At 69.9% G+C, this 25449-nt stretch carries 21 protein-coding genes and 1 riboswitch; of the genes, 12 read left to right on the forward strand and 9 right to left on the reverse strand.

Going from position 1 to position 25449, the window contains the following annotated elements; genetic code table 11:
- Positions 1–110 precede the first annotated feature (110 nt).
- Positions 111–1115 carry an alpha/beta fold hydrolase gene (locus ABD679_RS14600; RefSeq protein WP_344760740.1) on the forward strand — a complete coding sequence of 335 codons (1005 nt, stop codon included), beginning with the start codon at positions 111–113 and terminating at the stop codon, positions 1113–1115.
- Here ABD679_RS14600 and ABD679_RS14605 read toward each other — a convergent pair.
- The 3 genes from ABD679_RS14605 to metX are packed head-to-tail and all read right to left on the reverse strand — an operon-like array spanning position 1084 to position 4510.
- A complete protein-coding gene (locus ABD679_RS14605; RefSeq protein WP_344760741.1) occupies positions 1084–2226 on the reverse strand; it encodes a homoserine dehydrogenase family protein in 1143 nt (380 codons plus the stop codon). The genes ABD679_RS14600 and ABD679_RS14605 overlap by 32 nt on opposite strands.
- Positions 2223–3470, reverse strand: coding sequence for an O-succinylhomoserine (thiol)-lyase (locus tag ABD679_RS14610; RefSeq protein ID WP_344760742.1), 1248 nt, complete (start codon positions 3468–3470; stop codon positions 2223–2225). Before ABD679_RS14610 ends, ABD679_RS14605 begins: the two co-directional genes overlap by 4 nt.
- Entirely contained in the window at positions 3467–4510 is a 1044-nt protein-coding gene (gene metX / locus ABD679_RS14615; RefSeq protein WP_344760743.1) for a homoserine O-succinyltransferase MetX, read from the reverse strand. Before metX ends, ABD679_RS14610 begins: the two co-directional genes overlap by 4 nt.
- 98 nt (positions 4511–4608) lie before the next feature.
- A riboswitch (SAM riboswitch) is annotated at positions 4609–4741 on the reverse strand.
- 124 nt (positions 4742–4865) lie between these two features.
- Between metX and ABD679_RS14620 the strand changes: the two genes are divergently transcribed.
- From ABD679_RS14620 to ABD679_RS14650, 7 genes are all read left to right on the forward strand, one after another.
- Positions 4866–5981: a 6-bladed beta-propeller gene (locus ABD679_RS14620; protein WP_344760744.1), complete on the forward strand. Its 1116-nt coding sequence runs from the start codon at positions 4866–4868 to the stop codon at positions 5979–5981.
- Entirely contained in the window at positions 5969–6796 is an 828-nt protein-coding gene (locus ABD679_RS14625; protein ID WP_344760745.1) for a M23 family metallopeptidase, read from the forward strand. The genes ABD679_RS14620 and ABD679_RS14625 overlap by 13 nt, the downstream gene beginning before the upstream one ends.
- Before the next feature lie 118 nt (positions 6797–6914).
- Entirely contained in the window at positions 6915–8519 is a 1605-nt protein-coding gene (locus tag ABD679_RS14630) for a peptide chain release factor 3 (RefSeq protein ID WP_344760746.1), read from the forward strand.
- 86 nt (positions 8520–8605) lie between these two features.
- Positions 8606–9046 (forward strand): hypothetical protein, encoded by a 441-nt coding sequence (locus ABD679_RS14635; protein ID WP_344760747.1) that lies wholly within the window; start codon positions 8606–8608, stop codon positions 9044–9046.
- Between the two features lie 31 nt (positions 9047–9077).
- Complete coding sequence (trhA, locus tag ABD679_RS14640) at positions 9078–9731, forward strand: PAQR family membrane homeostasis protein TrhA (protein WP_344760748.1); 654 nt, start codon at positions 9078–9080, stop codon at positions 9729–9731.
- Positions 9732–9786: 55 nt separating this feature from the next.
- Positions 9787–11742 carry an AsmA family protein gene (locus ABD679_RS14645; protein WP_425561912.1) on the forward strand — a complete coding sequence of 652 codons (1956 nt, stop codon included), beginning with the start codon at positions 9787–9789 and terminating at the stop codon, positions 11740–11742.
- Positions 11743–11814: 72 nt separating this feature from the next.
- The gene (locus ABD679_RS14650; protein WP_344760749.1) at positions 11815–12237 is read left to right on the forward strand and encodes a hypothetical protein; all 423 of its coding nucleotides are present in this window, start codon (positions 11815–11817) and stop codon (positions 12235–12237) included.
- A gap of 51 nt (positions 12238–12288) precedes the next feature.
- Here the strand turns inward: ABD679_RS14650 and ABD679_RS14655 are convergent, their stop codons facing one another.
- From ABD679_RS14655 to mtgA, 3 genes are read right to left on the reverse strand one after another with little or no spacing between them, the layout of a single operon-like run.
- Entirely contained in the window at positions 12289–12717 is a 429-nt protein-coding gene (locus ABD679_RS14655; protein WP_344760750.1) for a CBS domain-containing protein, read from the reverse strand.
- The gene (locus ABD679_RS14660) at positions 12656–13696 is read right to left on the reverse strand and encodes a glycosyltransferase family 2 protein (protein WP_344760751.1); all 1041 of its coding nucleotides are present in this window, start codon (positions 13694–13696) and stop codon (positions 12656–12658) included. The genes ABD679_RS14655 and ABD679_RS14660 overlap by 62 nt, the downstream gene beginning before the upstream one ends.
- A gap of 37 nt (positions 13697–13733) precedes the next feature.
- Positions 13734–14456 (reverse strand): monofunctional biosynthetic peptidoglycan transglycosylase, encoded by a 723-nt coding sequence (gene mtgA, locus ABD679_RS14665; RefSeq protein ID WP_344760752.1) that lies wholly within the window; start codon positions 14454–14456, stop codon positions 13734–13736.
- 115 nt (positions 14457–14571) lie between these two features.
- Between mtgA and hslO the strand changes: the two genes are divergently transcribed.
- From hslO to ABD679_RS14680, 3 genes are all read left to right on the forward strand, one after another.
- Complete coding sequence (gene hslO, locus ABD679_RS14670) at positions 14572–15489, forward strand: Hsp33 family molecular chaperone HslO (protein WP_344760874.1); 918 nt, start codon at positions 14572–14574, stop codon at positions 15487–15489.
- A 140-nt stretch (positions 15490–15629) separates the two neighbouring features.
- Entirely contained in the window at positions 15630–16463 is an 834-nt protein-coding gene (locus ABD679_RS14675) for an XOO1806 family protein (protein ID WP_344760875.1), read from the forward strand.
- A gap of 492 nt (positions 16464–16955) precedes the next feature.
- Positions 16956–19808, forward strand: a complete 2853-nt coding sequence (locus ABD679_RS14680) for a TonB-dependent receptor plug domain-containing protein (RefSeq protein WP_425561919.1) — start codon at positions 16956–16958, stop codon at positions 19806–19808.
- Between the two features lie 182 nt (positions 19809–19990).
- Here ABD679_RS14680 and ABD679_RS14685 read toward each other — a convergent pair whose 3' ends face one another.
- From ABD679_RS14685 to ABD679_RS14695, 3 genes are all read right to left on the reverse strand, one after another.
- Positions 19991–21601 (reverse strand): tetratricopeptide repeat-containing sulfotransferase family protein, encoded by a 1611-nt coding sequence (locus ABD679_RS14685; RefSeq protein ID WP_344760753.1) that lies wholly within the window; start codon positions 21599–21601, stop codon positions 19991–19993.
- Positions 21602–21722: 121 nt separating this feature from the next.
- Complete coding sequence (locus tag ABD679_RS14690) at positions 21723–23501, reverse strand: phosphoenolpyruvate carboxykinase (GTP) (RefSeq protein ID WP_344760754.1); 1779 nt, start codon at positions 23499–23501, stop codon at positions 21723–21725.
- On the reverse strand, positions 23498–24121 hold the full coding sequence (locus tag ABD679_RS14695) for a TetR/AcrR family transcriptional regulator (protein ID WP_344760755.1): 624 nt from the start codon (positions 24119–24121) through the stop codon (positions 23498–23500). The genes ABD679_RS14690 and ABD679_RS14695 overlap by 4 nt, the downstream gene beginning before the upstream one ends.
- Before the next feature lie 231 nt (positions 24122–24352).
- On the opposite strand from ABD679_RS14695, the gene ABD679_RS14700 reads away from it, so the two are divergent.
- A complete protein-coding gene (locus ABD679_RS14700) occupies positions 24353–25438 on the forward strand; it encodes a tetratricopeptide repeat protein (RefSeq protein WP_344760756.1) in 1086 nt (361 codons plus the stop codon).
- Positions 25439–25449 lie beyond the last annotated feature (11 nt).

Genomic DNA, 25449 nt, shown 5'->3' on the forward strand with positions numbered 1-25449 from the left:
ATGAAAGCTCGCGGCTGAAGCCGCTCCTACAAACCCGCGTGCCGGCAACTTTCACGGCCCCGCGGCGGCGCCGTCCCTATCCTCGACGCGGCCTGTCCCCGGAACTCTCCATGCGTCGCTCATTCCTTCCCGCCGCTGCCATCGCCCTCGCGCTGGCCGCTGTCCCCGCCTTCGCCGCGGAACCGCCCTTCTACGGCCCGCAGCTGGAAGGCTTCGCCTACCCGCATCCGGTCAAGCGCTTCGAGTTCGAATCCCAGCGCCAGAAGCTGGCGATGGCCTACATGGACGTGGCGCCCGCCGCGGAGCCCAACGGACGCACGGTGCTGTTGCTGCACGGCAAGAACTTCTGCGCGGCGACCTGGGAAGCGCAGATCACCGCACTGTCCGATGCCGGTTTCCGCGTGATCGCCCCCGACCAGATCGGCTTCTGCAAGTCGAGCAAGCCGCGCCGCTACCAGTTCACCCTCGGCCAGCTGGCCGACAACACCCATGCGCTGCTGCAATCCCTCGGCATCACGCGCGCGGTGGTCGTGGGCCATTCGATGGGCGGCATGCTTGCGGCGCGCTATGCGCTGCAGTATCCGCAGGCCACCATGCAGCTGGTGCTGGTCAACCCGATCGGGCTGGAGGACTGGCGCGCCGAGGGCGTGCCCTGGCGCAACGTCGATGCCTGGTACGCGGGCGAACTGAAGACCAGCTTCGACAGCATCAAGGCCTACCAGCGCAAGGTCTATTACGGCGGCAAGTGGAAGCCGGAGTACGACCGCTGGGTGGCGATGCTCGCCGGCATGTACGCCGGCCCCGGCAAGGCCGCGGTGGCCTGGGACCAGGCGCTGGCCTCGGACATGATCTTCAACCAGCCGGTGGTGTACGAGTTCCCGCGCATCCGCGTGCCGACCACGCTGCTGATCGGCCAGCGCGACCGCACCGCGATCGGACGCGACCTTGCATCACCCGAACTGTCCGAACGCCTCGGCGACTATCCCGAGCTCGGCAAGCGCGCCGCGCGCCTGATCCGCAATTCACGGCTGGTCGAATTCGAAGACCTGGGCCACTCGCCGCAGGTGGAAGCACCTGGGCGCTTCAACGCGGCGCTGTTGGAAGCACTGGAGTAGGCGCGGGGGCGCCACGCACGATCCGCAGCACGTCATCCAGCAGCGCGGCGGCGGTGACTTCCGCACCGGCGCCCGGCCCCTGCACGACCAGTGGCTGCCCGCGATAGCGGTCGGACCAGATCGCAACGCGGTTGTCGGTGCCGGCCCCTGCGGCCAGCGGGTCGCTCGGATCCAGCGCCTCGGGTCCCACGCTGGCGCGAACGCGGCCGTCATCGCCACGCTGCAGGCGGGCGATGAAGCGCAGCGTCGCGCCGGCCGCCGTGGCCTGCGCATGGCGCGCGCGCAGCGGTGCGTCGAGCGTGGACAGCACGGCATCGACCTCGCCCGGCGCGGACGCGGCGAGCGCGGGCGTCAGCAGCGATTCGACGGCGACGTCGTGCGCTTCCAGCGCGATGCCCGCGGCGCGCGCCAGGATCAGCAGCTTGCGGCGCACGTCCTCGCCGGACAGGTCCTCGCGCGGGTCGGGTTCGGTGTAGCCGGCATCGCGCGCGGCACGGACGCAGTCGGAAAACGGCGCGCTGCCGTCGTAGCGGTCGAACAGCCACGCCAGCGAACCCGAGAGCACGCCGGCGATCGCGTGGACGCGGTCGCCACCGGCGCGCAGTTCGCGGATCGAACGCAGCAGCGGCAGCCCCGCGCCCACCGTGGCGGCGTCGCCGTAGTGCGTGCCGCCTTCGGCGCGGGCGTGCGCGATGGCGTGCGCGCGATCGCCGTGGGCGCCGGCGCCGAGCTTGTTGGCGGTGACTACGTGGATGCCGCGCGCCAGCCATTCGCCGTGCCAGCCGGCGACCAGGTCGCTGGCGCTGGCGTCGACGAGGATGTCGCCCCGGCGCAGCGCCTCGGCTTCCACCCAGGGTGACCACGCGTCCGCCCGCGCGGGGGCAGCACGCAGGCGTTCGAGCACGCGCTCCGGCGCATCGCCGGTGCAGGCTTCGAGTGCGCGCGAGTTCGACAGCCACGCGAACGCCGGCAGCGGCACGCCGGCCGCACGCAGTTCGCCGCAGCGGGCGACGAAGGCGCCACCGACGTTGCCGGTGCCCAGCAGTGCCACGCGCGGCGGCGCTGCGTGCGCGACGGCGGCGGGTAGCGGCAGGCTGACGACGTTGCTCATGCGTCCACCTGCGCGGCCTGCCGACGCGTGGCGCCGTCGATCACTGCCTGCGCGCGCGACAGCGCCGCGGCGAGATCCGCCTGCAGGTCGTCCAGCGCCTCGATGCCCACCGACAGCCGCAGCAGGCCGTCGGAAATGCCGGCCTGCGCGCGCGCCTCGGGGGACATCGCCGCGTGCGTCATCGTCGCCGGATGCGCGACCAGGCTTTCCACGCCGCCCAGCGATTCGGCCAGGGTGAAGCACTGCAGGCCGTCGAGGAAGGCGCGCACCGCCAGCTCCTGCGTCGCGTCGTCGCCGCCGCCGAGCTCGACGCCCAGCATCGCGCCGAAGCCCTTCTGCTGGCGCGCGGCCAGCGCATGGCCGGGATGCTTGGCCAGGCCCGGGTAGTACACCGTCGCCACCGCCGGGTGCGCGTCGAGCTGTTCGGCGATCGCGACCGCGTTTTCCTGGTGCACGCGCAGGCGTGCATCCAGCGTGCGCAGGCCGCGCAGGGTGAGGAAACTGTCGAACGGCGAGCCGGTGATGCCCAGGCAGTTCGCCCACCACGCGAGCTGCTCATGCAGCTCCGGCGTCTTCGCCACCACCGCGCCGCCGACCACGTCGCTGTGGCCGTTGATGTACTTGGTGGTCGAGTGCACCACCACGTCGGCGCCGAATTCGATCGGCGCCTGCAGCGCCGGCGACAGGAAGGTGTTGTCGACCACCGCCAGCGCGCCGGCGCGGTGCGCGGCATCGATGACGAAGCGCAGGTCGGTGACACGCAGCAGCGGGTTGGAGGGGGTTTCAATCCACACCACCTTCGGCGCCGGCGTGAGCGCGGCGGCCAGCGCGCGCGGATCGGTCAGGTCGGCGAGCACCAGTTCGAACGCACCTTTGGCCGCCAGCGCCTGGAACAGCCGCCAGCTGCCGCCGTAGCCGTCGTGCGGCACCACCAGGCGGTCGCCCGGCTGCAGCAGCGCGTGCAGCACCAGCGTGATCGCGGCCATGCCGGTGGACGTGATGGTGCCCCCGAAGCCGCCTTCGAGTTCGGCCAGCGCCTCGCCGAGCAGGTCGCGCGTCGGGTTGCCGCTGCGGGTGTAGTCGTATTGCCGCTTGTCGTTGAAGCCGGCGAAGCTGAAGTTGGAGGACAGCACCAGCGGCGGGGTGACCGCGCCGAAGGCCTGGTCGCGGTCGATGCCGGCGCGCACGGCGCGGGTGGCGGGGGCGCGGCAGGCGCCGCCGGTCGAAGCGTCGTGGAAGCTCATGCGTTGTCTCCGTTGTCGCGCAGCGCGTTCGCCAGGATGGCGTCGATGCGGTCGGTGTCCTTGAGGAAGGCGTCGTGCCCGTAGTGCGAGCGCAGCAGGCGCAGCTTGCCGAGCGTGCCCAGGCCTTCGACCAGCGCGACGGCGTCGGACAGCGGCACCAGCCAGTCACCTTCCACTGCCACCACGGTGGTCGGGATGCGGACCCGGGCCGGGTCGACGCGCTGCAGGTCGATCGATTCGGACAGGCGCAGGAAGGCAGTGGCCGGCGTGCGCCCGACGTAGCGCGCGCCGATCGCGTCGAGGTAGTCCTCCGCGGCGACGCGCACGCGGCCGTGGATGAGTTCGGGTGCGGCGTCGAAGCGCTGCCCGAATTCCTCGGGCGTGCGGTACGAGAGCATCGCGAACTGCCGCGCCAGCGACAGCCCCTGCCCGTCCGCGCACTGCAGCTGGCCCAGCTCGACCGCCTTGCGCTGCAGCGCGCGCCAGGCCGCGGCGTAGGGATGCGGCCGGTGTGCGCCGCTTGCGGCGACCAGCCGGCGCACGCGGCCCGGATGGTTCGCCGCCAGCTGCAGCCCCACCAGCGCGCCGTAGGAGTAGCCGACGAAGGCGTCGAGCACGTCGATGTCCAGCGCATCGAGCAGGCCGCGCACGGCCTCGGCCTGGTCGGCCGGATCGATCGGCGCGTCGAGGCTGCCGTCGGCGCCCACGTAGTCGAAGGAAAGGATGCGGCGGTTGGCCGGATCGAGCGTACGCCCGGCGCCAACCAGCTCGTTCGCCCAGCCGGCCTCGGGGAACCGTGCGCTGGCGGCGACGTGGCGATGCGCCGAAATCCCGCCGGCGACCAGCACCACCGGCGCATCGGCGGCGCCGACCGCCTCGAACGCCACGCGCACGCTGCGCACGCCGGCGTGGCGCATCGACAGGACGAGGTCGACGTGGCCGCGCAGCGCGGGCACGGCGTCGTCGTGCGCGGCGGGCGCGAACGCGGGCGGGAAGCGTGGGGCGGAGGACTGTCCGGCGGGGCTTTCGAGGAGGCTCATTGGCGCATTCCGATGGTGGGAAGGGCCATCGAGTTGCGCGGGGCATGCCGGAAGTGGCCGCGAGGCGGCGAGTGCGCATCCACCGCGGGGGAGGATCGCAACCATCTTCCGGTGGACGCACAGGTCCCCGCAGGATTTGGCACCGCGAAGGAGCGCATTCCGCGAGGAAAAGCGCTCCATCAGGTTGCCCCGGCGTCTTCGGGCCTGTCCCTCAGCCGGTCTCGATGGAGCGGGCAGGTTGCCTGCCCGGATCCGGTTTGTCAATCGCTTTATCGGCATGAAGCGATGGAAACTTCGACGCACATCACGAGCCGGCCCTGTCGACCGCCCCGACGCCCTCGCGCATACTCCGCGCATGTCGAAAAACCCCCTGTTCAGTATCGCCGCCGCGCTGTGCCTGGCGGCCTGCACCACGCCGGCCACGCGCTCCGATGCACCCCCGCCCGCTGCCACGGCGCCTGCCACCACCGCGGCCCCGACCGCGCTGGTGCCGGAGCGCTACGTTTCCGCCGACAACCCCGGCGACGAACTCGATTCACTGGCCACCTGGCCGGCTGCGGACGGCCGCACCTGGCTGATCGCCACCGCCAAGTCCAGCCATTCGCTGGTGGTGTTCGACGCCGACAGCGGCGAGCGCCTGCGCGCGTTCGGCCACAAGGGCGGCGGGCCGGGCGAGTTCCTGCGCCCCAACGGCATCGCGGTGTACGGCAACCACCTGTTCGTGGCCGAGCGCGACAACCACCGGGTGCAGGTGTTCGAACTGCCGGGCTTCGAGCCGCTGGGCACGTTCGGCGCCGGGCAGCTCACCAGTCCCTACGGCCTGTGGATCCACGAGGCCGCGCCGGGCGAGTACGAGGTCTACGTGACCGACAGCTTCATGGAGGGCGAGCACTACGACGTGGTGCCACCACTGGAGCAGCTCGACCGCCGCGTGCGCCGCTATCGCGTCACCTTCGACGACGACGGCCGCCGCTTCCGGGCACGCGACGAGGGTTCGTTCGGCGACACCAGCGAGTCGATGGCACTGCGGATCGTGGAATCGATCGCCGGCGACCCGGCGCAGCGCAGGCTGCTGGTGGCCGACGAGGACATGCGACACGCCTCGAACCTGCGCGAGTACACCTTCGACGGCCAGCCCACCGGGCGCGAGCTGCCCGCCGGCACGTTCGAGGCGCAGGCCGAGGGCGTCGCACTGTGGAGCTGCACGCCCGACAGCGGCTACTGGGTGGCCGCCGACCAGCGCTACCCGCAGACGCATTTCCTGCTGTTCGACCGCGACACGCTGGCAGCGCGCGGCAGCTTCATGGGCGAGACCACCGCGCATACCGACGGCATCGCACTGCACGCGGCGGCGACGCGCGAATTCCCGTTCGGCGCACTGTTCGCCGTGCACGACGACAAGGCCGTGACGGCGTTCGACCTGGGCGACGTGGTGCGCGCGCTGGAGCTCGATTCGCGGTGCGCGCAGTAGCGCAGACAGGCACGCCAAGGCGCGCGCACCGGCTGGTCGGCGTGCTGCTGGCCTGCGCCGCGTCCGTTGCGGCCGCGTCCACGTCCGACGACGTCCGCCTGCGCATCGAAGGCGCGGACGGCGGCTACCTGGCCTGGGCCGACAACACCCTCGCCGGCCCGGTGGAGGTGATGCTGCACAGCGACCGCGGCGACATGGTCGGCGAACCACAGCTGCCGGCGCGCGCCACCGTGCCCGCCGGCGCGAGCGCGCTGGTCGCACGCGTGCACCGCCTGCCCGGCGCGCGCGATGGGGGGCTCGGCCTGCGGCTGGAGGTCGTGCCCGGCAGCGTCAACGCGCGCCCGGCCGACTATGAGTACCTGTTCCCGCTGCACGCGATCGCGCCGCGCGTCGAGCAGGCCTGGGGCGGCCGCTACAGCCATGCCGACGCCGAAAACCGCCACGCCGTGGACTTCGCCGCCGCGCCGGGCACCACCGTGCTGGCGGCGCGCGACGGCGTGGTGATGCAGGTCGAAATGCATGATGCCGGCGCCGGCCACGGCCGCGCCAACCTCGTCCGCATCCTCCACGGCGACGGCAGCATGGCCGTCTACGCCCACCTGCAGCCCGGCGGCGCGCTGGTCCGCCCGGGACAGCGCGTGCGGCGCGGCCAGCCGATCGCGGTGTCCGGCAACAGCGGCGCCAGCACCGGCCCGCACCTGCACTTCGCCGTGCAGGCCAACCGCGGCATGCACCTGGAATCGATCCGCTTCCGGATGTTCGGCCCCGGCGGCATCCTGCGCTTCAGCGAACCGGCGGCGGACAACGGGGAATGACCCGGTTCCAGCCCCTCTCCCGCTTCGCAGGGGAGGGCTGAGGCGGGGGCTTTGATTCCGCAGCCCGTATAATCCGCATCCTTCCCGCCTCCCCGTCGCGCCAGCTGGCGCTTTCGCCATGCCTGACGTCGCCGCCGAAGCCGCCCGCCGCCGTACCTTCGCGATCATTTCGCACCCGGACGCCGGCAAGACCACGCTCACCGAGAAGCTGCTGCTGTTCGGCGGCGCCATCCAGATGGCCGGCTCGGTCAAGTCGCGCAAGACCTCGCGCAGCGCCACCTCCGACTGGATGGCGCTGGAGAAGGAACGCGGCATCTCGGTCACCAGCTCGGTGATGCAGTTCCCCTACGGCGAGCGCATCGTCAACCTGCTCGACACCCCCGGCCACGCCGACTTCGGCGAGGACACCTACCGCGTGCTCACCGCGGTGGACTCGGCGCTGATGGTGATCGACGTGGCCAAGGGCGTGGAGGAGCGCACGATCAAGCTCATGGAGGTGTGCCGCATGCGCGACACGCCGATCATGACCTTCATCAACAAGCTCGACCGCGAGGGCCGCGACCCCGTCGAACTGCTCGACGAGGTCGAAAGCGTGCTCGGCATCCAGTGCGCGCCGGTGACCTGGCCGATCGGCATGGGCAAGCGCCTCAAAGGCGTGGTGCACCTGGTCAGTGGCGAGGTGCACCTGTACGAACCGGGGCGCAACTTCACCCGCCAGGACTCGACCATCTTCGCCTCGATCGACGACCCGCAGCTCGAAGCGCGCATCGGTGCCGACATGCTGCGCGAGGTGCGTGACGAGCTGGAACTGGTGCAGGGCGCCTCGCACCCGTTCGACGTCGACGCCTACCTGGCCGGCAAACAGACGCCGGTGTTCTTCGGCTCGGCGGTCAACAACTTCGGCGTGCAGTTGCTGCTGGACTTCTTCGTCCGCCACGCGCCTGCGCCGCGGCCACGCGAAACCACCACGCGCCCGGTGGAACCGGCCGAGCCGAAGCTCAGCGGCTTCGTGTTCAAGATCCAGGCCAACATGGACCCGATGCATCGCGACCGCGTGGCCTTCATGCGCGTGTGTTCCGGGCGCTTCGTCGCCGGGATGAAGGCCTTCCACGTGCGCAGCGGCAAGGAGGTCAAGCTGGCCAACGCGCTGACGTTCATGGCGTCCGATCGCGAGATCGCCGCCGAGGCCTGGCCGGGCGACGTGATCGGCATCCACAACCACGGCACGGTCTCGATCGGCGACACCTTCACCGAGGGCGAGGCGATCTCGTTCACCGGCATCCCCAACTTCGCACCGGAACTGTTCCGTCGCGCGCGCCTGCGCGACCCGCTCAAGCTCAAGCAACTGCAGAAGGGACTGGCGCAGCTGGCCGAGGAAGGCGCGACCCAGTTCTTCCGCCCGCTGATGAGCAACGACCTGATCCTGGGCGCGGTGGGCGTGCTGCAGTTCGACGTGGCCGCTTACCGGCTCAAGGACGAATACGGCGTGGAGTCGGCGTTCGAGCAGGTGCAGGTGGCCACCGCGCGCTGGATCCGCTGCGACGACGCGAAAAAACTCGAGGAATTCCGCGAGAAGAACGCGCAGTACCTGGCCATCGACGGCGCCGGCGAGCTGGTGTACCTGGCGCCGACGCGGGTCAACCTGCAGCTGGCGCAGGAGCGCGCGCCGGGCGTGGAGTTCCTGGCCACGCGCGAGCAGGCCTACACCGCCGGCACGGGCTGAGGGCCGGTCTCCCCCGCCGCGGCCGTCACTTCGCGACCGCGGCGCATCGTCCAGACTCGGGGTTCCCTTTGCAGCGGGAATCCCCCATGACGCGACTTCTCCTTCCGTCCGCACTCGCCATCGCACTCGCCTGCAGCGCCTGCGGCCCGGCACCCGAGGACCCCGCGCGACGCGCGGCCGTGCAGTCCGGGCCGGATGCGCCCGCGACGCCCTCCCCTGCCGCCCCTGCCGCGGATAAGGCCGTCGACACTCCCGGCGACAGCAGCCCCGGCGACGGCGAGGTCGGCTACGCCTGCGACGACGGCAGCCGGCTGGCGGTCGCCTGGCTCGACGGTCACGCGCGGATCCGGCTTCCCGACGGCCGCAACGTGACCCTGCCCAGGGCCGAGTCCGCCTCGGACGGCGAGGACGACGTCTTCGTCGGCAGCGAGATCGGGCTCGAACGCCAGGACAAGGGCGACACGGTGATCCTGTCCACCGGCGCCGAGGAACGCCTGCAATGCCATCCGGACAAGGCCACCGAGTAATTACTCCACCCCGTCGGCGCATGGTGCCCTGATGCACGCTGCACCCGCCATCGTCCACGATCCACGCGAGGAATTCGCCAGCGCGCTGACCCACGGCGTCGGCGCGGCGGCGGCGCTGGCCGGGGGCGCGGTGCTGATCGCGCTGGCCGCGCTGCACGGCGACGGCTGGCAGCTGACCGCGGCGATCGTGTTCGGCATCTGCCTGCTGCTGCTGTACGTCGCCTCCACCCTGTACCACGCGGTCTCGCACCCGGTCGCCAAGCCGCGGCTGAAAGTGTTCGACCATTGCGCGATCTACCTGCTGATCGCCGGCACCTATACCCCGTTCACCCTGGTCGGCCTGCGCGGCACGCTGGGCTGGTCGCTGTTCGCGGCGATCTGGACGCTGGCGATCGCCGGCGTAGTGTTCAAGCTGTTCTTCACCGGCCGCTTCCGGCTGTTGTCCACCGCGATCTACGTTGCGATGGGCTGGCTGGTGATCGTGGCGATCAAGCCGGTGATGGCGGCGCTCGACGACTGGACCTTCGGCTGGCTGGTCGCCGGTGGCCTGTTCTATACGCTGGGCACGGTGTTCTACCACCGCGAATCACTGCGCTACTCGCACGCGATCTGGCACCTGTTCTGCATCGCCGGCAGCGTCTGCCACTACGTCGCGGTGATGGCGCAGGTGCTGCCGCCGCGATGAATCGCCGCTGACGGCGTTCACTGCTGCTTGATCCGCCTGCCCGGACAGTGGGCGCGTGCCCCAGTCCCCCACTCCCACAGCAGGCCGCCGCGCGCGCGATGCCGTCACCGGGTATCCGTGGCTCACGGTGCTCGCCGCCGTGGTGGTGGCGCTGGTGGTGCTGGCGCTGCTGTGGGACTGGAACTGGTTCAAGGGTCCGGTCGAACGCGCAGTGGAAGCACGCACCGGGCGCAGCTTCGAGATCGCCGGCGACCTGGACGTCGACCTCGGCCGCGTCACCACGATCCGCGCCGGCGGTCTGACACTGGGCAACGCCGAGTGGTCGAAACAGGCGCGGATGGCCAGCGCCGACCGGCTGGAACTGCAGATCCGTCCCTTCGCGCTGCTGCGCGGCGACATCGTCGTCCCGCAGATCCGCCTCGACAAACCCGACGTGCGCCTGGAAACCGGCCCCGAAGGCGGCGGCAACTGGGACTTCGGCATGGCGCCGGGCGACGGCGATCCGCCGCGCCTGCAGAGGATCTGGATCGAGGACGGCCACCTGCAGTTCGTCGACGCGGCCAACGGCACCGACATCAACGTCGACGTCGCCAGCCGCAAGCCGAGGAAGGCCGGCCATGCGCCGCCGGTGGAAGTGGAAGGCGGCGGCAAGTGGTCCGGCAACCGCTTCACCCTCGAAGGCGTCGCCGAATCGCCGCTGGAACTGCAGCAGACCGACACGCCCTACCGCATCAACCTGCGCGCCGCCGCCGGCGCGACCCGGGCACACGCGCGCGGCACGCTGGTCAATCCGTTCCGGCTGCGCGATTTCGACCTGCGCATGGCGCTGTCGGGCAAGAACCTCGAAGACCTCTACCCGCTGCTGGGCATCTCGCTTCCGCCCACGCCACCGTACGCGCTGGACGGGCGCTTCATCCGCGACGGCAACACCTGGCGCTACGAAGGTTTCGAGGGCAAGGTCGGCGACAGCGACCTGTCCGGCACCGCCAGCGTGGAAACCGGCGGCGCGCGCCCGATGCTGCGCGCGGAGCTGGTGTCAAGGCGGCTGGACTTCGACGACCTCGCCGGCTTCATCGGCGGCGCACCGCAGGCAGGCGGCGGGGAAACGACCAACCCAGAGCTCCAGGCACTGGCCGCCAAACGCGAGGCGAACCCGAAGCTGCTGCCCGACACGCCGTACCAGCTGGAAAAGCTGCGCGCGATGGACGCCGACGTGCGCCTGAAGGCGCAGCGCATCAACGCGCCATCGCTGCCGCTGGACGAGATGGACGCGCACCTGCAGCTGGACAACGGCCTGCTGCGGCTGGACCCGCTGGACTTCGGGGTCGCCGGCGGCGACATCCGCGCCACCATCCAGATGGATGCGCGCGAGAAAACCATCCGTACCCGCGCCGACATCAAGGCCAGCGGCCTCAACCTCGGCGAACTGTTCCCCGACGCCAAGCTCACCGACGACGCGATCGGCAAGCTCGGCGGCCACGTCGCGATTACCGGCACCGGCAACTCGATCGCGCAGATGCTCGGCAGCGCCGACGGCGACATCGTGCTGGGCATGGGCCGTGGCCAGGTCAGCAACCTGCTGATGGAGCTGGCGGGCATCGACATCTACGAGTCGCTGAAATTCCTGATCGGCAAGGACCACAAGGTCCCGATCCGCTGCGCGTTCGGCGACTTCGGCGTCAAGGACGGCCTGATGACCTCGCGCGCACTGGCGTTCGACACCACCGACACGATCATCGTCGGCGAAGGCACGGTGAACCTGCGCGACGAAACCCTCGACCTGCTGCTCAAGCCGCGGCCGAAGGACCGCAGCATCCTGACCCTGCGCTCGCCGCTGGTGGTGGACGGCACGTTCAAGAACCCTTCGTTCCGGCCCGACCTCAAGCGCCTCGGCCTGCGCGGCGCAATCGCGGTGGCGCTGGGCAGCATCGCCCCGCCAGCGGCGCTGCTGGCCACCATCGATCTGGGCGGCGGCGAGGACAGCGGCTGCGGCGGGCAGTACGCGAAGTAGACGCGCGGCCGCGGGGCGTCACCTGCGCTTGACCACTCCGCGCGCACGATTGCAATCCCGCCCGGAGGCCACGTGCGCACGCTCCCCACCCTTGCGACAGCCTTGCTGGCGGCCTGCCTCGCAGGCTGCGGCAACAACGCCCCGCCACCGGCGCCCGCGCCGGACAAGCCTGCAGCCGGCGCGCCCGCGGATGCCGCCGCTTCCGCACGGGATGACGAAGGCGTCCTGCGCCGTTTCGACTGCCAGGCCGGCACCACCGTCGCCGTGCTTGCCAACGGTGACGCGCGCGTGTCGCTGCCGGGCGGCCAGCAGCACTTTCTCTCGCCCGTCGCCGGCAGCGAGCCGCAGGTCTACACCGGCGACACGCTGTACTTCACGGTGGAAGCCGCTTCCGCGGATGCGGACACTGCGGACGCGGCGTCGACCGGCGCGGCCACAGCGCACCTGTCGCAGCAGGACGGCGCGCGCGAACTGGCGTGCGGGGAAACGTCCTGACTGCTGCCGTTTCCGGCCTCCCGCGATCGCGGGAAAATCGATTGACGGAAATCAGGACGCGATGTAGCGCTGCAGCTGGTCCAGCTCGTGCTGCTGGTCCTCGATCACGGCCTTGACCAGGTCGCCGATCGACACCACGCCCAGCACCGCGTCGCGGTCGACCACCGGCAGGTGGCGGATGCGGCTTTCGGTGACGATCTGCATGCAGCGTTCGGCGGTGTCGTCCAGGCCGACGCTGACCACGTCGACGGTCATGATGTCGCGCACCGGGGTGGTCGACGATGCACGCCCCTGCAGCACGACCTTCCGCGCGTAATCGCGTTCGGACAGGATGCCGGCGAGGCGGCCGCCCTGCATCACCAGCAGCGCGCCGATGCCCTTCTCCGCCATCAGGCGGACCGCGTCGATCACCGGCGCATCAGGACCGATCGCGAAGACTTCCGGACTCTTCCCTTCCAGCAGGTGCCGTACCGTACGCATGGGAGTCTCCCCGGTGGTGGACACCGCCCGAGCATACCTCCGATCCCGGATGCCAGCTATCGACCAGGTACAGCGGCCGCTGTTTGGATTCCTCGTACAGGCGGCCAAGGTATTCGCCGATCATGCCCAGCGCCACCAGCTGCATGCCGCCGAGAAACAGGATCACCGCCATCATGCTCGGGTAACCGGCCACCCGGTCGCCCCAAAGCAGCGCCTTGACCACGATCCACACCGCATACAGGAACGCCAACAGCGCCGTGGCCACGCCGACGTAGGTGGCCAGCCGCAGCGGCGCGGTCGAAAAACTGGTGATGCCTTCCAGCGCGAAGTTCCACAGCCGCCACAGGCTGAACTTGCTGCTGCCTGCCAGCCGCGGCTCGCGCCGGTACTCGATCGCGACCTGGCGGAAGCCGACCCAGCCGAACAACCCCTTCATGAACCGGTGCCGCTCGCGCAGCTGCCGCAGCGCCGCCAGCGCGCGCGGCGACAGCAGGCGGAAGTCGCCGGTGTCGGTGGGGATCGGCGTGCGCGAAAGCCGCTGCATGAGCCGGTAGAAGACGTGCGCGGTGGTCTTCTTCACCCAGCCCTCGCCCTCGCGTCCGCTGCGGGTGCCGTGGACGTCGTCGTGGCCTTCGCGCCACTTCGCCACGAATTCCGGGATCAACTCCGGCGGATCCTGGCCGTCGGCGTCGAGGATCATGGCCGCGCCCTGCTCGACCCGGTCCAGGCCCGCGGTCAGCGCCGCCTCCTTGCCGAAGTTGCGCGACAGCCGCAGCAGCGACACCCGCGCGTCGCCGTTGGCGATGCCGCGCAGCACGTCCCACGTGCCGTCGCGGCTGCCGTCGTCGACATAGAGCACGCGGCCGTCGACCTCGCCCGCCAGCCCGTCCAGCACCGCGGCGATGCGCGGGTGCAGCGACGGCAGGGCCTGCGCCTCGTTGAAGGCGGCGACGACGACGGTGAGCGGTTCGCGGGGCATGGGCGGATCGTAGCGCGTCGCGGGACCGCGCTGCCCCTCAATCAAGGCGTTCGAGATAAGCGGTGCCGCCGATCCGGCGCACGTTGTTCTCGATCCAGCGCGCGCGACGCTGCACGTACGGCCCGGGCCGCGCGGCGCTGTAGCCCTTGGGGTTGGGCAGCACCGCCGCCAGCGTCGCGCTCTGCGCCGGGGTCAGGCGCGCGGCATCCCGGCGCCAGTAGCTGCGCGCTGCGGCCTGCGCGCCGTAGATGCCGTCGCCGAACTCGGCGACGTTGGCGTAGACCTCCAGGATCCGTGTCTTCGGCCACAACACCTCGATCAGCACCGTGTACCAGGCCTCCGCGCCCTTGCGTACCCAGCGCGAAACGCGGTTGCCACCGTTCCACAGGAACAGGTTCTTGGCCACCTGCTGGCTGATCGTGCTGGCCCCGCGCAGCCTGCCGCCGCGGGCGTTGCTGGCACGCGCCTTCTCGATCGCCTCCAGGTCGAAGCCGCGGTGACGGGCGAAGTTCTGGTCCTCGGCCGCGATCATCGACAGCGGCAGGCTGGGCGCGATGTCGTCCAGGTCACGCCAGTCGTAGGCGATGCGGAACGACCCGTCGCCCGCCATCCACGCCTGCGCCTGGCGCGCGGCCATGAAGGCGCTGAACGGCGGATCGACGAAGCGCAGCACCAGCACCTGCAGCACGCTCAGCGCAAGCAGCAGCAGTGGCAGCTTCCACAGCCAATGCAGCCATCGCCGCCCGCGGCGCGGCGCCATCACCTGCACGCCCCGGCGCGCTTGCCCATTCGTGCTGCAGTCCCCACCTGTGATTCCCATGACAGCGACCAAGGCATTATCCGCGATGCCGCCCACCAGGGAATCGACCAACCACATGGCCACCGACTGCACGGACCAGCCGCAGGACAGCGACCGCCTGACCCGTTTCCTCCTCGACCGCGCGGGCGTGCGCGGGGTGCGCGTGCACCTGTCCGACAGCTGGGCGCAGGTCCGCGAACGCGGCCACTACCCGCCGACGGTCACCGAGATACTCGGCGAGGCCACGGCCGCCGCCGCGCTGTTCACCGGCCACGTCAAGGTCGACGGCCGCCTGTCGGTGCAGCTGCGCGGGCCGGGGCGCCTGCGCACGCTGTTTGCCGAGTGCACCGCGGCGGGCACCGTGCGCGGCATCGCCCGGCTCGCCGGGGACGACCCGTCCCCGGTCCCGCGCGACCTGCGCGAACTGGGTGCGGACGCCATGCTGGCGATCACGATCGAGAACCGCGGCCTGTCCGGGCGCGAACCGGTCCGCTACCAGGGCATCGTGGCGCTGGAGGCCGACTCGCTGGCGACCGCCTTCGAACAGTATTTCCGGCAGTCCGAGCAGCTCCCCACTCGCCTGCTGCTGGCGGCCGACGGCAGCCAGGCCGCCGGGCTGATGCTGCAGAAGCTGCCCGGCGACGAAGGCGACGACGACGGCTGGAACCGCGCCGGCATGCTGTTCGACACCCTGCGCCCGGACGAGCTGCTGCAATGGCCGGCCGAAACCCTGCTGGCGCGTTTGTTCCCGGAAGAAGGCGTCCGCCTGCTGGGCGACCGGCCGCTGCGCTTCGCCTGCTCCTGCTCGCGCGAACGGGTGGCGGCGATGCTCGAATCGCTGGGTCCCGACGAAGCCCGGGCCGCGGTCATCGACGGCAGCGCCGATATCCATTGCGAGTTCTGTGGACAGGCGTACAGTTTCAGTCCGGGGGAGGTCGAGGCACTGTTCAGCCGCCCCGGCCCGGACACCCCGGCGCCCGGGGGCCTTCAGTGAACCGGACAGTTTCCGGGGATTGTTAAAGAAACATAAATCGGATAGAGTCAAGGACCCCGCGACTGCGGGAACTTCGACTGGAGAAAGGGGTCGATCCAAGTCCCATGCGCAAGCACCTCGTCCAACTGTCGGTCGCCACCCTGCTCGCCCTCGGCGCGGCAACGGGCGCGCACGCGCAGTCGAAGGCGAAGGCCGATCCGGCCAACACCGCGGTGTTGCCGATCATCTACAAGGACGCCGGCAACGAGATCGGCGGCTACCTGCTGCTGGAACCGGCCGACGGCCAGCAGGCCGGCGCGCGCTGGCGCTTCGGCGGCAAGAACGAGCTCGACGCGGCCTTCGGCCTCGAAGCGGGCGATTCGCTGGCCCTGCTGTGCAGCCGCAAGGGCGCCATGGGCAGCGCGCTGTCGAGCCTGGTCAACAACTGCATGCTCGGTTCGATCAGCGACGGCGACGACAGCCACCACGCCAGCGCCACGGCCGCCTTCAGCCGCCCCGGCGGCAGCGTCGGCGTCACCGCGGGCAGCGGCCGCGCCAACCTGCCGAACTGGCTCACGCCCAACGGCAACCAGCGCAGCGACGTCAACATCAACGACCTGACCGTCTTCGCGCAGAAGAACATCGGCAGCGAAGGCGTGGTCTCGATCGCCGGCACCATGGCCAGGGCGCAGCTGGTGGCCAGCGGCGAGATCCCGTCGGGCATTGCCGACAACTGGGACAGCAAGACCCTCTCGGTCGGCGGCGCCTACGGCAACTTCGGCGCCAGCATCATCGGCCAGGTGGTCAGCACCCCCGGCCAGCAGCAGTGGGAAGGCCTCGGCATCGGCCTGACCTGGCGCACCCCTTGGAGCGGCCAGCTCACGGTCGGCGCCGACAACCTCGTCACCCGCGGCAAGAACCCGTTCTCGCCCAGCGTCGACGGCAAGCAGGACGAAGGCGCCATCCCCTACGTGCGCTACGAGCAGGATCTCTGACCTGCCGGGCGCCCCGCGCGCCCTGCAAACGCCATCACCAGCCCACCAGCGCCACCCGGCATCGGGCATGCGGCGCGGATGATGCCTGCGCGTGACGTCGGCAATTCTCCGATCCATACATTATTAATGTGATGCACGCCGCAGAATCCTGCCGGGCGCGGCTCCGGCCTGCGTCACCAGTTGTGCAAAGCAGCAGCGGCGAGACCCACCTGAATGCGGTCGCCGCGCGCCCATTCATCATGTGCTGCGCCTGCGCCCGCATGCAAAACAGTACCGGTGAGTACTGTTTTCAACAGCCCTGCCTGCGAAAACCCGTTTGTTAACGACACTTTAATTTCTCGGCCAGCCGGACTACTATCGCCGCAGCCTTACCGGAGCTTGGGGTCTTTCTTGACGCCATCCGGCAAGGTTCTCATGGGATTTACCCGAGCTTTTCCACGTTTGGAGAGAGAGATGACCCTCAAGACCACCAAGCTCCGCGACGCCATTTCGATGGTGCTTGCCGTGAGCGCCACGACCCTGATGGGTAGCGGTGTCGCGTTCGCGCAAGACACCTCGAGCGACCAGGATTCCACCACCACGCTCGATCGCATCGAAGTCACCGGTTCGCGCATCCCGCGCGCCGAGATCGAAAACGAGCAGCCGATCATCACCATCAGCCGCGCGCAGATCGAGGAGCAGGGCTTCAGCTCCGTCGCCGACATCCTGCAGAACCTGACCTCCGCCGGTTCGCCGGCCATCAGCCGCGCCGACGCCCTGTCGTCCGGCGAGAGCGTCGGTGGCTACTACATCGATCTGCGCAACCTCGGTGCCAACCGCACCCTGGTGCTGCTCAACGGCAAGCGCCTGGGCGTTGACACCAACGGCCTGCAGGACCTGAGCCAGGTGCCGATGTCCGCCATCGAGCGCATCGAAGTCCTGAAGGACGGCGCCTCCTCCATCTACGGTTCCGACGCCATCGCCGGCGTGGTCAACGTCATCACCCGCCGCAACTTCGAAGGCGCCGAGTTCAACGGCTACATCGGTGCGTTCGACGAAGGCGAAGCCAAGCAGAACTACAGCGTGACCCTGGGCGCCAGCAACGACCGCGGCGGCATCACGGTCAGCGCCGAATACGCCAAGGACGATCCGGTCTACGGCAAGAACCGCGAGTTCTCCAAGTACGGCAACAGCCCCGACCTCCCGTACGACGGCTGGAGCCTGGTGAGCCAGAACGGCCTGTGGCTGGGCAATGTCAACGATGCCGGCGACTTCACGGATCCGTCCTGCGCCAGCGGCCTGTGCACGCTGGACAAGGGCTCCGACCCGCGCAACCCTGCCAACTACCACGACATCACTGCCGCCGAACAGGCCAACGCCAACGAGCAGATGATGGTGCAGACGGGCATCGAACGTAAGTCGCTGTTCACCAGCGCCTACTACGACATCACCGATACCATCCGCTTCACCACCGACATCGGCTACAACCGCCGCACCACCGACCAGCAGATCGCCGGCTACCCGGGCCAGTACTACTACGGCCTGGTCTCCGCTGACAGCTATTTCAACCCGAATCCGACCGCCGGTGATGCCTACTGGCTGCGCCGCTTCTGGGAAGTGCCGCGCACCACCCAGAGCCAGTTGGACACCTTCCGCGTGACCCTGGGCCTGGAAGGCACCCTGGAGTTCGGCGAAGACCGCCTGTGGAACTGGGACGTCGGCTTCCTCTCCAACGAGAACACCGTCAACAAGACGGGGCGCGGCGACGCCTACCTGCCGTCCCTGCAGGCCTCGATCGGCCCGTCGTTCTACAACGCCGAGACTGGCCGGGTCGAGTGCGGCACCGCCGCCAACCCGATCCCGTTTGGCGGCGCCTACGGTGCCGGCGAATGCATGCCGTTCAACCCGTTCCTGCCGTACGGCGAGGCCGGTGACGGTTCGCTGGGCGACACTGCCCTGCAGACCTACCTGTTCCCCGAGTACCACGACCACGGCAAGACCAAGACCACCGACTACACCGCCAACCTGGCCGGCACGCTGTTCAGCCTGCCCGCCGGCGACCTCGGTCTGGCGGTCGGCATCGAGCACCGTCGCGAGCAGGGCCGCTTCGTCCCCGACGCGGTCAACCAGACGGCGCAGAGCACGGGCCTGCCGGCGACCACCACTGCCGGTTCGTACGAACTCGACGAAGCCTATGTCGAACTCGAGATCCCGGTCCTGGCCGACGTGCCGGGCGCCAAGGAACTGACGTTCAACGTTGCCAGCCGCTATTCGGACTACTCGAACTTCGGCGACACGATCAACAACAAGTTCCAGATGCGCTGGCGTCCGATGGACGGCCTGCTGGTCCGCGCCACCTATGCCGACGGCTTCCGCGCCCCGGCCATCAATGACCTGTACGGCGGCACCGGCGGCAGCTACGAGTTCTACACCGACCCCTGCGCCGTGGGCCAGCCGGGCAACGGCGGTGCGGCCTGCACCGCAGCCGGCGTCCCGGCCGACTACGTCCAGATCGGCCAGGCAGGCGCGCCCTGCACGACCTACCCGTGCCAGACGGGTTACCAGTTCACCAACGGTTCGAACCCGAACCTGACGGCGGAAATGGCGACCTCGAAGACCGCGGGCATCGTGTGGAGCCCGAACTTCGCCGATGGCCTGTCCTTCAGCCTGGACTGGTACAACGTCAAGATCGAGCAGAGCATCGTCTCGGACTCCGTCGACAACATCCTGCGTGACTGCTACGTGGCCGGCGTCACTTCGCGCTGCGAAGGCATCGTGCGCAATGCCGACGGCGTCATCACCGACATGTTCTACGGCCTGACCAACGCCGGCGGCACGGAAACCGAGGGCTACGACTTCGGCGTCAACTACCGCATGCCGGAAACGTCGTTCGGCCAGTTCACCATCAACTGGCAGAGCAGCTACGTCAGCAAGTACGACACGCTGGCCGACAACGCGCCGGAAACCCGCTGGGAAGGCAACGTCGGTTATCCGGGCGTCTTCCGCGTCCGCTCGAACCTGGGCGTGAACTGGGAGATGGGCGACTACTCGATCTCCTACATGGCCCGTTACTACTCGGGCATGAAGGAAGGCTGCACCACGGACGTCCGCAAGCCTTGCGACACCCCGGACCACCTGGACGTCTACGGTGCCGCGGATCCGCTGAACTACACCGGTTCCAACACGTTCTCGGACCTGCAGTTCTCGGTCAAGCTGCCCTGGAACGCCACCGCGTCCCTGGGTGCGAACAACATCTTCGACCACGCCGGTCCGCAGATGTTCTCGCAGCCGAACAGCAGCTTTGCCTACTACGGCGGCTTCGACATCGGCCGTTTCTGGTACATGAAGTACCAGCAGCGCTTCTGATCGAACGCTTCATTGCTGCACTTGCTACGGCCCCGAAAGGGGCCGTAGTTTTTTGTGGAAGACGGTCTGGCGAAAGCCGTCGCTGCCGGGATGCCCGGCCACCGGGCACGGCGGATCCGGAAGACCCGGTTCCGCAACGAGAGGCATGGCGCGCGGCCCACCCGGACCGCCGCGGGACCCGGTCAGCCGGCGGCGCCCGCTTTCCCGCCCGCGTCGTCTTCGAGGGCTTCGCGCAGCCCGCGGATCAGCGGCTGCAGTTGCGCTTCGTACGGCTTCCATGCCTGGCCGCGGTTCTTCAGCACGCCCTGCCGCACGTGCGCGGCACTGGCCGTGGCCGCCATCCCCTGCCGGCTGCCGATGTCCAGCGCGCCCGGCACGTAGTCCAGCCCGCAGTGCGCCATCACGCGGCGCGCCTGCGCTTCGGGATCGGCGACGAACCGCGCGTAGTCCACGTCCAGCACCCTGCCCGGCGCGACCGCATGCCAGTGCGCCATCAGGCGTCGGTACTTGAGGTAGTAGTCGGCCAGGTCTCCCTGGTCGCACGCATATGGTGCGCCGCCCCGGAACAGCGTGCGCAGGTTCGAAAAGCAGGTGTCGACCGGGTCCCGGCGCATGTGCAGGATCCGCGCTTCAGGCAGCGCATGCAGGATGAAGCCGATGTGCAGGAAGTTGGAGGGCAGCTTTTCGGTCAGCCAGCGCTTGCCCGGCGCGCGCCAGTTGGCGAACTGCTGCATGCGCGCCCTGACCGCGGCGAAGTCCGCGTGCGGGGCACGCGCCACGATCGCCGGGGACAGGGGCTGGTCGCTGTCGCAATCGGTGGCATCGCGCATGCAGGCGCTGAACGTCGACGTCTCGCCGCCGTCCTGGACGTCCGGGTGCCCGGCCAGCAGGCGTTCCAGCAGCGTGGTGCCGGAGCGGAACATGCCCACGATGAAGATCAGACCGGTCTGGCCGTCCGGCGCGGGCGCCGGTTCGAACGCCGGCAGCACCATGTGCTCCAGCGCCTGGACCAGTTCGCCCTGTTCCTGCCGGCTGTAACGGGTGAGCCTACGCAGGGTCGCATGGCCGTGTGCCAGCGCCTGCCAGGCTTCGTCGTGGCGGCCGAGGGCGTGGTAGCTGTGATGCAGCGAATAGTCGAAGCCGGCGCGTGCTTCCGAACCCGGCTCCGCGGCGCCCATGACGCGCCGCATGGCGTCGATGTGCCCTTCCGCGGTATCCGCCTTTTCCTGCATGGACAGCAGCCAGTGCGCGTTGACCATGCGCGGCTCGAGTTCGAGTGCACGCCGGACCGAATCCCGCGACCCCGCCATGTCGCCGGAGAACATCCTGAACAGGCCGCGCAGGTAATGGACATCGGGCGACGCGGGATCGATCGCACCGGCCTGCGCGAGGCATTCGAACGCGAGCTCGTACAGGCCGCTGAAGCCCAGCAGCTGCGCCACTTCGGCCAGCGCCGGCGCCGAATCCAGCTCACGCCACGCCGTCGCCAGGAACACGCGTTCCAGCGCCTCGGACTCCTCGAACCGGCGCAGCAGGCGCGCGATGCGCAGCAGGTCGCCCGGCTGCACGCGCAGCGTGGACGCCTGCAGCGCGAGCCGGCGCGCGGCGCGGTAGCGCCCTTGCTGCAGCATGAGCACCGACGCCAGCGTCGTTGCTTCCACCGAGTCCGGGGCGCCGTCGCGCACGCGCAGGATGAGGTCGGTCGCCTGGCGCAGGTCGCCGCGCGCGGCCAGCACCATCGCCTGGCCGAACGCCTGCTGCAAGTGCGGCGGCAACTGCGCGGGCGGGCTCACCGCGTGCCGCCCCACAAGCCAGGCCGCATCGCCCCGAAGCCCGGTGGGAGTGGCCCTGGCCGCGACGGGTTCACCGACAGGAGCATCGCGGCCAGGGCCGCTCCCACAGCCACCGGCACGGTCAACCGCCGAGGCGCTTCGCGATGCGGGCGTGCTCGGCCAGCAGTGCTTCCGGTGCGCGTTCGCCGTATCCGGCCAGGTACTCGCCGATCCCGTCGAACTCGCTCCGCCAGCCCTCCGGATCGAAGCCGAACAACTTGTCGCGCGCCTCGTCGGACAGCTCGACGCCGTCCAGGTTGAGGTCCTCCGGCCGCGGCAGTGCACCGATCGCGGTGTCGACCGCGCCGGCCTCGCCCTTCACGCGGCCGATCATCCACTCCAGCACGCGCAGGTTGTCGCCGAAGCCCGGCCACAGGAAATCGCCGCCGTCGCCCTTGCGGAACCAGTTGACGTGGAAGACCTTCGGCAGCTGCGCGCCGGGCTTGTCGAACGACAGCCAGTGGCCGAAATAGTCGGCGAAGTTGTAGCCGCAGAACGGCTTCATCGCCATCGGGTCGCGGCGCATCACGCCGACCTGGCCGGTCGCCGCGGCGGTGGTTTCCGAGCCCATCGAGGCACCGACCAGCACGCCGTGGGTCCAGTCGCGGGCCTCGAACACCAGAGGCACCAGCGAGGCGCGGCGGCCGCCGAACACGATCGCCGAGATCGGCACGCCCTGCGCGGCTTCGGCCTGCGGGGAGTACGACGGGCACTGCTTCGCGCTCACGGTGAAGCGCGAATTCGGGTGCGCGGCCTTGCCGCCGCCGGCGACGTAATCGCGGCCCTGCCAGTCCCTGGCCGGCACGCGGTCGTCCAGGCCCTCCCACCACGGCTGGTTGTCGTCGGTCACCGCAACGTTGGTGAAGATGGTGTCGTGCTGGATCGACGCCAGCGCGTTCGGGTTGGACTTCGCCGAGGTGCCCGGCGCCACGCCGAAGTAGCCCGCCTCCGGGTTGATCGCGTACAGGCGGCCGTCCTCGCCGGGACGCATCCAGCAGATGTCGTCGCCGACGGTCCAGACCTTCCAGCCCTTCTCGCGATAGGCGTCCGGCGGGATCAGCATCGACAGGTTGGTCTTGCCGCAGGCGCTGGGGAACGCCGCGGCGATGTAGTGGGTCTCGCCCTGCGGGTTCTCGATGCCGACGATGAGCATATGCTCGGCCAGCCAGCCTTCGCTGCGCGCCTGGTGGGAGGCGATGCGCAGCGCGTGGCACTTCTTGCCCAGCAGCGCGTTGCCGCCGTAGCCCGAGCCGTAGGACTTGATGCTCAGCTCGTCGGGGAAATGCATGATGTAGCGGCGGTCCGGATCCAGCTCGCCGGTCGAGTGCAGGCCGCGCACGAAGCTGCCCTCGCGCTCGATCCGCGCCTGCGCGTCGGCACCCATGCGCGTCATCAGGCGCATGTTGGCGACCACGTACGGCGAGTCGGTGATCTCGACGCCGCAGCGCGACAGCGGCGAGTCGATCGGCCCCATGCAGTACGGGATCACGTACATCGTGCGCCCGCGCATGCAGCCGTCGAACAGCGCGTCGATCTTCGCGTGCGCCTCGGCCGGCGCCATCCAGTTGTTGTTGGGGCCTGCGTCTTCTTCCTTCTCGTAGCAGACAAAGGTCAGGTGCTCGACGCGGGCGACGTCGTCCGGATCGGAGCGGTGCAGCCAGCTTCCGGGGTGCGTGTCCTGGTTGAGCGGCAGCAGGGTGCCGTCGGCCTGCATCCCGGCGACCAGTGCGTCGAACTCGGCATCGCTGCCGTCGCACCAGTGGATGCTGTCGGGATTGGTCAGGGCTGCAACCTCCGCGACCCAATCATTCAGGGCCTCCAGCGAGCTGGGGGTCGAGGAAGGAAGGGGACTCGCGTTCATTGGCTGCTCTCTTGCACGGGAAGGGGTGGAATCAGCGTCGCCATCATGTGTTCGACGTAGGCTTCGAACTCCTCGCGCGGCGGGCGCGAGTTCTGCAGCTGGAGCTGCAGTTGCAGGAAGCCGACGTAGGCGGCGTACGCGAGCCGGGCGCGGTGCTGGGCGTCGCTGCGGCCCAGGCCGGCCTGGCGGAAGGAGGCGGTCAGGTATTCGAGCCGGCGCTGCGACACGCGCTCCATCACCGGCTGCACGGTGGGATGATCGAGCGCATTGAGCAGCGCGCTGTAGATCACGTGCGACTTGGCTTCGTGCGCCACCAGCTGGAACAGGTTGCGCAGGCGCTCGCGCGGGTCGGGGATGGCCTCCAGGGTGCCGAACACGGCCTCCTGCTCGATGCTTTCCCAGCGCTCCAGCGCGGCCTGCAGCAGGGCGTCGCGCGAGGGGAAGTGCCAGTAGAAGCTGCCCTTGGTCACGCCGAGCCGGCGCGCCAGCGGCTCGACCGCAACCGCCGCCACGCCATGCTCGGCAATCAGGTCCAGCGCAGCCTGGGCCCAGTCCTCGGCGCTCAGGCGCCCCTTGCGTTCCGGCTTGTCGGATGCCGGTGCCGTTGTGGTCGACGTCATCGTCACAGTGTATCCATACGCCACCGGCTGGAACAGTATCGTCGCGCGCGAGCCGTTGTGCGGCGCAGCATCCGGGGTACGGGCATTCGGACGCTCCATCCGCTCGACAGCCGCGAGCCTCCCACCGCGCCGCCCAATACCGATCCCCGCACTTGTTCCCGATGCCCGTCGGGGCATACTGGCCGCCTCGATGGGAAACGCGGAGCGACGCGGCTCCGCTGCGGAGGCGCCATGCTGCGGACATTGCTGGTCCTGCTGCTCGCCTGCTCCGGCGGCATTGCGCTGCATGCCGATGCGGCACCGTCCCGGGCGTCGCAGGAGGACGCCCGGGTGCAGGCGGCCATGGCGGTGCCGGAGGACCTGCGGCAAGCGGTCGCGGCGCTGGAACTCGACCGTGCCGGGATCCCCCAACTCGATCGCGTGCGCCGGCTGTTCGAATTCATGGTCGCCGAGGACGGCCTCGGCCTGCACTACCAGGAACAGCCCACCTACGACATCTCCGGCAGCCATGCGCAGCGCAAGGTGAACTGCCTCTCGTTCACCATGATGTTCATTGCCCTGGCCCGCTCGGTCGGCATCAATGCCTACGCGCAGGCCTCGCAGGACGCGCTTGCGATTCGCGTCGTCGACGACACCGTGTTCCGCGCCAAGCACGTCAAGGCGGGCGTCGACATCGAGGGGACGCAGTACACGGTCGACGTCGGCTGGCGTTCGGTGGTTGCCGAACGCAGGCCGCGGCGGATCCCCGACGCCCAGCTGGTGGCGCTGCTGTACAACAACAATGCGGTCGAGCGCCTGCAGCACGGCGACCACGCCGCCGCCAGCGCGCAGATCGCGACGGCGCTCGCGCTCGACCCGGACAGCGCGACGATCTGGAGCAACGCCGGCGTGATCCATGCGCGCTCCGGGCGGCGCGACGCCGCCGAACAGGCCTACCTGCACGCGCTTGAGCTGGACCGCGACCATATCGGCGCGCTCGGCAACCTGGTGGGCCTGTACCGCACCGCGGGCGAGGCCGCACTTGCGCACCGGTACGACCAGCGGCTGCAGCGCGCGCAGGCCTCGGACCCGTTCTCGCAGTTCCTGATGGCGCAGGACCTCATGCGGCTCGGCGCGTACGACGTCGCAGTGTCGCACTACCGGCGCGCCATCCGCCTGTTGCCGAACCAGCCGGAGTTCCACCGCAGCGTGGCCGAGGCCTACCGCAAGCTCGGCAACGACTGGGCGGCGCGGCGCGCACTGCGCCAGGCGCAGTCACTGGAGCAGCGCAAGGTGTCCCAGCGCGGCCTTGGCGGCGCGGGAGCGGACGCCGGCTGACGCAGCGGCCG

Source organism: Luteimonas lutimaris (genome assembly GCF_039537065.1).
Lineage (GTDB): Bacteria > Pseudomonadota > Gammaproteobacteria > Xanthomonadales > Xanthomonadaceae > Luteimonas > Luteimonas lutimaris.